The following is an 8,196-nucleotide window of genomic DNA, read 5'->3' as shown; positions in this document are numbered from 1 at the left end:
TGCTCGGCCGCTTCAGTTTGTTATATCCCACCGCCACCAACAAACCCATGTCCCTAACCAAAAAAACCAACCCCAACTATTTTCAGTGGGGTCCCCCGGCCTGGGGTGGCCCGCTTTCGTGTGTCTAGGAGCGCCCGCTTCCCAGTGCCCTGCGGCCGCGGCCCGGCGGCAGGGCGGGAGGCAGCGCCGGGCGCGGTGGTGCCACCGAGGGGTCCTCCTCGATGCGGAGCGCGAGCGCCGGGCAGCGGCGAACGGCACGCGCGGCGCGCGCTTCGGAGTACTGCGGTACGGGCGCCTCCGCGACGCCGGGGAAGCCGTCGGGGCCCAGCTGGATCAGCTCCGGGACGATGTCCGCGCACAGGCCGTGGCCCTGGCAGAGCGTCCAGTCGACGGCGAGCTTGCGACCGCTCGGCGCCTCTCCCTGGGGGGCCTCCGCCTGGAGCGGCAGGACACCCTCCACGGGGCGGCCGCAGCCGCCGCCCAGGACATGCGCGGCGAGGTCGTCCGTGAACGCCGAGATCGTCGAGTCCAGGAAGGCCGCCGAGCCGTCCGGGTGTTTGCAGGCGCCGCGCCGCTTCACGGCCCGGGTGACCTCGCGCAGTGCCTCCAGGGCGGTCGGCCCGCCGCCGTCCAGGATGTCCGCGAGGCCGCGCGCCGCCGCAGGAAGCCCCAGATAGCAGGGGCCGCACTGGCCCGAGCTCTCGGCGGCCAGCCAGTGCGCCACGCGCAGCGACTCCCCGAGGGCGCAGGTGCCCGGGCCGATGGGCAGGATGGCGCCCGCGCCGAGCGCGCCGCCGCAGGCCTCCAGGGAGGCGCGTGAGACGACCGCGTCATGGGCGGTGACCGCGTCGAGCCATTTGCCGTGATAGCCGCCCGTGAGGACGCCCTGGGGGAGCGGCGGCGCGCCGGCCAGCTGCAGGACGTACCGCAGGGGCACTCCGGTGGGGACCTCCACCACCATGGGGCGGGCGACCGCTCCGGAGACGGTGAGCAGCACCGTGCCCGGCTCGTCCCGCAGGCCGGTGCGGCGGTAGCGGTCGGCGCCGATCCGGGCGGCGACCGCGAGCTGGGCGAAGGTCTCCGCGTTGGACAGCAGCGTGGGCGCGCCGCCGACTCCGGAGTCGGAGGTCCGCAGTTTGCGCCCCGGGGGCAGCGGCGGGCCGCCGTCCGCCGAGCGGACCAGGGCCGACGACTCGCCGGTCACCATGCGCACCGGATTGCGCTGCACGCGCGCGCGGATGCCCGATCCGCGCCGGTTGGTCAGGCCGCGCTCGGCGAGCGCCGACCGCATGGAGGACTCCGTGGAGTCGCGGGTCACGCCGATGACGAGGGTGCGGGCCCCCAGCGCCTCGGCCGCGAGGAGCGCGCCGTCCAGGATGAGGTGCGGGGCGCGGTTGATCAGGACGGTGTCCTTGCGGCAGGCCGGTTCGTCCTCGCTTCCGTTGACGACGACCACGGGGCGCACCCCGCGACGGATCGCGGCGTCGGCGACCGCGCGCAGCTTCCGGGCGAAGGGGAAGCCCGCGCCGCCCCTGCCGCGCAAGGAGATGTCTTCGGAGAGGGTGGCCAGGGACTCGCCCGCCATGGGTTCCAGGGGCCCGTGCACCTTCAGGTGCATCGCCAGATCAAGGCGCTCGACCAGGTCGAAGCCCGAGGTCAGGAGCGGAAGTCCGACCACGCGGACTTCGGGGACATCGGGCAGCGACGCGTTCACTTGGGGCCTCCGGTGGCGGCGTTCCAGGGTTCGCCGGGACTCGGCGCCTGGAAGGTGTGGGGCAGCGGTTCGGTGGCGGGACCGCTGTCGTACGGGGCTTCGTACGTGGGCGTGGGGTCGTACGCCGGTTCGTATGTGGAGCCGTACGAGGTGTCGTGGGAGCGGTAGGCGGCCTCTTCGGAGACGTACGCCGTGTCGTGCGTGGTGTCGTACGGGTCGTAGGAGTCATGGGAGGAGTCGTACGGCATACGGGGGGCCTCGGCGGGAGGCGGCGGGGACGGGGACGGCCAGCGGGGCGGCGGGTCGGTGACGGGCAGGACCTCCGTGGGCCTGTTGTCGGATGCGAGCACGCGGTAGGCCGCGGCGATGCCGACCACGGGGGTCGGATCGGGCTCGGCCTCGGGGTAGGGGGCACGGCCGGGAGCGGCGGTCGTGCCGGGGAGCGGCGATTCGGTGGTGTCCCTGCGGGCGGGCCTGTTCCGCTCCTCCGGTTCGAGGACGGCCAGGATCCGGGCGGCGACCTTCCGCTTGACCGGGAGCGGGGCGGCGCGCAGCGCGACGGCTCCCGCGACGGCGACCAGGCACAGGCAGTAGAGGGCGATCACCCACGGTTTGGGCGCGCGTCCCGCGTACAGGCCGTGGATGAGCGCCGAACACCAGGCGGGGTAGGCGAGCATGTGCAGCGCCCGCCAGCGCGAGGCGATCTGGGCCGGTGACGCGAAGGCGCTGCGCAGGGCCCCGGTGATGCCCGTGGCCACCATGAGGAGCCCGGCGAGCGAGCCGAGTCCGATGAGCCCGTCGCTTCCGGAGAAGCCGAGGCCGAAGGGGATGAGCGCGCCGACCGGCGACACATGGTCGAGCGCGAGTTTGACGGTGACGTGCAGCAGCAGGAAGCCGATGGAGGCGACCGCCGTGGCCCGGTGCACGGCCTGGGCGAGCAGTCGCTGACGGGAGTGCAGGAAAAGGCGGTCCGTGGCGACCAGGCCCCAGACCACGGCGGCGGTCAGGCTGACCAGGGACAGGACGCCGGTGGTGAAGTCGAGGGCGGCGCGGAAGGCGTCGCTCCCGGCTATGACGAGCAGGGGTATCAGCAGCAGCGCCGCCGTGGACAGGACTCCGCGGGTGGTTCTGCTGGGCTCGGGGAACGCGGGGAACGTGCGGCTTTCGCGATCAGTGCGGCTCTTGCGGCCCGAACGGCCCGAACGGCCCGAACGGGGCGAACGGGCCGTGCGAGTGGTGCGAGTAGTGCGGCTCGTGCGATCGGTGCGGCTTGCGCGGCTCTTGTGATGAGGATTCAGAGGGTTCATGGGGGCGACTCCGAGATGGCTCGATCGCCGCATGCTAAGTCGCCGCATACCAGTGAGTACGAGGTTTGAGTTATTGCGTTGTTATAAAACCGCGACGCGATCTTGGTGTTGCCCCGATAGTGGTCGGTACGCGGAGTAACCCTTGGCCAAAGGTGGAGTTCGAGATTCCGGTGGGCCTCCGGAGCGTCATGAGGCGTGATCCAGCGTCACGGCCCGGCTCGTCGCGGGCCGCGCGGGCGCTGCGGTACCCTGACGCCATGCGTGCCGTACGCCTTCTGCTTAGCGGGCCGCGCTGATCAGTCCCGACCGCCGGTAATTCGCGGTCGGCATCGGCGCGGCGTCCCCTCCTGTGCGAGGGGCATTTTTATTTGACCAGGACGGTCAATTCCGCAGGCAGAGACGATCGATGGAGCTTTGAGGATCATGAGCGAGACGAATTCTGCTGCCGCCTCCGAGGTGGCCGCGCCGCACCGCTACACGGCCGTCCTGGCCGCCGAGATCGAGGCACGCTGGCAGGACTTCTGGGACGCCGACGGCACGTACGAGGCGCCGAATCCGAGCGGCGACATGGCGGCGGGCGACGCCGCGCAGGCCGCACTGGTCGCCAAGCCCAAGCAGTTCATCATGGACATGTTCCCGTACCCCTCCGGTGCGGGCCTGCACGTCGGTCACCCCCTGGGGTACATCGCCACGGACGTCTACGCGCGCTTCCAGCGCATGACGGGCCACAACGTCCTGCACACCCTGGGCTTCGACGCCTTCGGCCTGCCCGCCGAGCAGTACGCCGTGCAGACGGGCACCCACCCCCGGGTCTCCACCGAGGCCAACATCGAGAACATGAAGTCGCAGCTGCGCGGTCTGGGCCTGGGCCACGACAAGCGCCGCTCCTTCGCGACGATCGACCCGGACTACTACAAGTGGACCCAGTGGATCTTCGTCCAGATCTTCAACTCCTGGTACGACGGCGAGGCGAAGAAGGCCCGTCCGATCGCGGACCTGGTCGCGCAGTTCGAGACCGGTGAGCGTGCCGTACCGAACTCCACGCGCGCGTGGCACGAGCTGAGCGCCAACGAGCGCGCCGATGTCCTGAGCGAGTACCGCCTGGCGTACGCCTCCGACGCCCCCGTCAACTGGTGTCCCGGCCTGGGCACCGTCCTGGCGAACGAGGAGGTCACCGCCGACGGCCGCTCCGAGCGCGGCAACTTCCCCGTCTTCAAGGCCAAGCTGCGCCAGTGGAACATGCGTATCACCGCGTACGCCGACAGGCTGCTGGACGACCTGGACGCCCTGGACTGGCCCGAGGCCATCAAGCTGCAGCAGCGCAACTGGATCGGCCGCTCCGAGGGCGCCCGCGTCGACTTCCCGGTCGGCTCCGGCGACGACGCGATCACCGTCTTCACGACCCGTCAGGACACCCTGTTCGGCGCGACCTACATGGTCCTGGCGCCCGAGCACGAGCTGGTCGACAAGATGATCCCGGCCGCCTGGCCCGAGGGCACGCACGACGTGTGGACCGGCGGGCATGCGACGCCGGCCGAGGCCGTCGCCAAGTACCGCGCGTTCGCCGCCGCCAAGTCCGACGTGGAGCGCCAGGCCGACGCCAAGGAGAAGACCGGCGTCTTCACCGGCGTCTACGCCACCAACCCGGTCAGCGGCGAGCAGGTCCCTGTCTTCATCGCCGACTACGTACTGATGGGCTACGGCACCGGCGCGATCATGGCCGTCCCGGCGCACGACACCCGCGACTTCGCCTTCGCCCGCGCCTTCGAGCTGCCCATGCGGTGCGTGGTCCAGCCCTCGGACGACCGTGGGACCGACGCCTCCACGTGGGATGACGCGTTCGCCTCGTACGAAGCGAAGCTGGTCAACTCCTCCGGAGAGGACATTTCGCTGGACGGCCTGGGGGTCGTCGACGCCAAGGCGCGCATCACGGAGTGGCTGGCCCGCAAGGGCATCGGCGAGGGCACCGTCAACTTCCGGCTGCGCGACTGGCTGTTCAGCCGCCAGCGCTACTGGGGCGAGCCCTTCCCGATCGTCTACGACGAGGACGGCATCGCCCACTCGCTGCCCGAGTCGATGCTGCCCCTGGAGCTGCCGGAGGTCGACGACTACAGCCCGCGCACCTTCGAGCCGGACGACGCGGACACCTCCCCGGAGACGCCGCTGTCCCGCAACGAGGACTGGGTCAACGTCACCCTGGACCTGGGCGACGGGCCCAAGAAGTACCGCCGCGAGACCAACACCATGCCCAACTGGGCCGGTTCCTGCTGGTACGAACTGCGCTACCTGGACCCGAACAACGACCAGAAGCTGGTCGACCCGGCCGTCGAGCAGTACTGGATGGGCCCGCGCGCGGGCCAGCCGACCGGCGGTGTCGATCTGTACGTGGGCGGCGCCGAGCACGCCGTGCTGCACCTGCTGTACGCCCGCTTCTGGTCGAAGATGCTGTTCGACCTGGGGCACATCTCGTCCGCCGAGCCGTTCCACAAGCTGTTCAACCAGGGCATGATCCAGGCCTACGTGTACCGCGACAGCCGTGGCTTCCCGGTCCCGGCCGCCGAGGTCGAGGAGCGCGACGGGCAGTACTTCTTCGAGGGCGAGCCGGTCAAGCGCGAGCTGGGCAAGATGGGCAAGTCCCTGAAGAACGCGGTCACTCCGGACGAGATCTGCGAGGAGTACGGCGCGGACACCCTGCGTCTGTACGAGATGGCGATGGGCCCGCTGGACGTCTCGCGCCCGTGGGACACCCGCGCGGTGGTCGGCCAGTACCGCCTGCTGCAGCGTCTGTGGCGCCTGATCGTCGACGAGTCGACCGGTGAGGTCACGGTCGCTTACTTCGCGGAGACCGAGATCGCCGAGGGCACCCTGCGCGCCCTGCACAAGGCGATCGACGGGGTGCGCCAGGACCTGGGCGGCATGCGGTTCAACACCGCCATCGCCAAGATCACCGAGCTGAACAACTACCTGACCAAGGAGGGCGGCGCGCTGCCGCGCTCGGTCGCCGAGCGCCTGGTGCTGCTGATCGCGCCGCTGGCCCCGCACGTGGGCGAGGAGCTGTGGCGCAGGCTGGGCCACACCGACTCGGTGGTCCACCAGGACTTCCCCGTCGCCGACCCGGCGTTCGTCGTGGACGAGACCGTGACCTGCGTCGTGCAGATCAAGGGCAAGGTCAAGGCGCGTCTGGAGGTCTCCCCGTCGATCTCGGACGATGAGCTGGAGAAGGTGGCCCTGGGCGACGAGCGGGTACTGGCGGCGCTGGACGGCGCCGGGATCCGCAAGGTCATCGTGCGGGCGCCGAAGCTGGTGAACATCGTCCCGGCGTAGTCGAGCCGTTCCGCCCCTGCGCCGCCGCTTCGCGAGGACGCGCGGGGCATGGGGGTAGTCCCCTACGGGCAGGTTGGGGGTTCCGCTGGAACCCTCGGCCTGCCCTTTGCGTTTACCGTTGAAGGGTCGGTGCGGAACCCGCCGCAGGACCTGAGAGGAGCGTCATGGAAGCCGTGATCGCAGTCGTGGCGCTGCTCGTCGTGCTGTTCCTGGCCCTGGGTGCGTACGCGACGGTGAAGGTGGTCGGCGCGGCCAAGCGCGGCGTGGACCGCACGATCTCGCAGGCGCGCCGGACGGTGGAGGACACGACGCTCCGGGCGAAGAGCTTCGGACAGATCGGCCCCGCGGGCGAACTGGCCCAGCTGCGGCTCTCGTTGCGCACCTCGATGCGCGCCACGCAGGAGACGCTGCAGGCGGGCGTGGTCGAAGACGCCTCGCTGAAGGAGTCCCTGGGGCTCTTCGAGCGGCTGAGCGCACATGGCCACGAGCTGGACGACGAACTCAGGCGGCTCGAGCGGGACCCGGACAAGGGCAGCCTGGCCGAGCGGCTTCCCGGGCTGCGGGAGCGCACGGAACAGATCACGAAGGCGGCGGACTCGCTGCGGTGGTCGGCGCGCGACCGGGCCCGCAGGTTCGCCGACGACGACTTGGACTCGCTGAGCACGCAGATCGACATGGAGGCGGGTGCGCTGCGGCACTGGACGACGGAGCCGTCGTCGCCGCAGACCCCCGCCTCGGCGACCTCTTGGCCCGAGCCGCAGGCCGGCGCGGACCAGGACGCCGAGCAGACCTGGGCGGAGCCGTCCAAGACGTCCGAACAGGAGCCGGAGCAGCCCGCGATCAACCCGCCGGCGCCGCAGCCGGTCTACCCCTGGCAGAAGAAGGCCAGGCCCGAGAGCACGACCTGACGGGCCCGTCCGCAAAGGGGTCGGGCTGCCGCCCCCGGGCCCAGGCAGGTAATCTCCAGCGCATGTCCCGTCATGTCGCGATCGTCACGGATTCAACGGCCTACCTGCCGCAGCGGACGATGGAGCGGCACGGCATCACAGCGGTGCCACTGACCGTGGTCCTCGGCGATCAGGCGCTTGAAGAGGGCACGGAGATCTCCGCCCGCTCGCTCGCCCTGGCGCTGCAGAAACGGCGGCCGGTGACCACCTCCCGGCCGAGTCCCGAACTCTTCGCCCAGACCTATCGCAAGGTCGCGGAGGCGGGCGCGACGGCGATCGTCTCGCTGCATCTGTCCGCCGAGTTCTCCGGCACGTACGACGCGGCGGTCCTCGCGGCGAAGGACGCGCCGGTGCCAGTGCGGGTGGTGGACACCGGGATGGTCGCGATGGCCCTGGGGTTCTGCGCGCTCTCGGCGGCGGAGGCGGCCGAGTCCGGCGGCTCGGTGGACGATGCGGTGGCGGCCGCGGAGAAGCGGGCCGCGGGCACGTCCGCTTACTTCTACGTCGACACGCTGGACTATCTGCGCCGGGGCGGGCGGATCGGTGCGGCGCAGGCGCTGCTCGGCTCCGCGCTCGCCGTGAAGCCGCTGCTTCAGCTGGACGGCGGACGCATCGAGATGCTGGAGAAGGTGCGGACGGCGTCGAAGGCGATCGCGCGCCTTGAGGAGATCGTGGTCGAGCGGGCCGGGGCGAACCGCGTCGACATCGCGGTGCATCACCTGGCGGCGCCGGAGCGGGCCGCGGCGCTCGCCGAGCGGCTCAGGGAACGGGTGCCGGGCCTGGCCGAACTGCATGTCAGCGAGGTGGGCGCGGTGATCGGGGCGCACACGGGGCCGGGGCTGTTGGGGGCCGTGGTCTCGCCTCGCTGAGGCGGTCGGTGCGCGTGTGGGTGACGGAGTTATCC

5 protein-coding genes are annotated in these 8,196 nt (G+C 71.1%); 3 read left to right on the top strand and 2 right to left on the bottom strand.

Going from position 1 to position 8,196, the window contains the following annotated elements; genetic code table 11:
* Window positions 1–124: 124 nt before the first annotated feature.
* Together ACFWY6_RS19405 and ACFWY6_RS19400 are read right to left on the bottom strand one after the other, a co-directional pair.
* On the bottom strand, window positions 125–1,714 hold the full coding sequence (locus ACFWY6_RS19405; protein WP_384691696.1) for an NADH-ubiquinone oxidoreductase-F iron-sulfur binding region domain-containing protein: 1,590 nt from the start codon (window positions 1,712–1,714) through the stop codon (window positions 125–127).
* Window positions 1,711–3,021: a cytochrome b/b6 domain-containing protein gene (locus tag ACFWY6_RS19400; RefSeq protein ID WP_384691693.1), complete on the bottom strand. Its 1,311-nt coding sequence runs from the start codon at window positions 3,019–3,021 to the stop codon at window positions 1,711–1,713. Before ACFWY6_RS19400 ends, ACFWY6_RS19405 begins: the two co-directional genes overlap by 4 nt.
* A gap of 423 nt (window positions 3,022–3,444) precedes the next feature.
* On the opposite strand from ACFWY6_RS19400, the gene leuS reads away from it, so the two are divergent.
* The 3 genes from leuS (at window position 3,445) to ACFWY6_RS19385 (ending at window position 8,161) form a co-directional block, all read left to right on the top strand.
* Window positions 3,445–6,345 (top strand): leucine--tRNA ligase, encoded by a 2,901-nt coding sequence (gene leuS, locus ACFWY6_RS19395; RefSeq protein WP_384691690.1) that lies wholly within the window; start codon window positions 3,445–3,447, stop codon window positions 6,343–6,345.
* Window positions 6,346–6,509: 164 nt separating this feature from the next.
* Complete coding sequence (locus ACFWY6_RS19390; protein ID WP_384691687.1) at window positions 6,510–7,253, top strand: hypothetical protein; 744 nt, start codon at window positions 6,510–6,512, stop codon at window positions 7,251–7,253.
* Between the two features lie 62 nt (window positions 7,254–7,315).
* Window positions 7,316–8,161, top strand: coding sequence for a DegV family protein (locus ACFWY6_RS19385; RefSeq protein ID WP_266867054.1), 846 nt, complete (start codon window positions 7,316–7,318; stop codon window positions 8,159–8,161).
* Window positions 8,162–8,196: the final 35 nt, after the last annotated feature.

Source organism: Streptomyces sp. NPDC059037, assembly GCF_042740015.1.
GTDB lineage: Bacteria > Actinomycetota > Actinomycetes > Streptomycetales > Streptomycetaceae > Streptomyces.
This window is presented reverse-complemented; position numbering and strand designations above follow the sequence as displayed.

Coding starts and splice junctions, on each gene's coding strand:
- ACFWY6_RS19390 (WP_384691687.1), top strand. CDS start 6,510: ATGGAAGCCGTGATCGCAGTCGTGGCGCTGCTCGTCGTGCTGTTCCTG.
- leuS (WP_384691690.1), top strand. CDS start 3,445: ATGAGCGAGACGAATTCTGCTGCCGCCTCCGAGGTGGCCGCGCCGCAC.
- ACFWY6_RS19385 (WP_266867054.1), top strand. CDS start 7,316: ATGTCCCGTCATGTCGCGATCGTCACGGATTCAACGGCCTACCTGCCG.
- ACFWY6_RS19400 (WP_384691693.1), bottom strand. CDS start 3,021: ATGAACCCTCTGAATCCTCATCACAAGAGCCGCGCAAGCCGCACCGAT.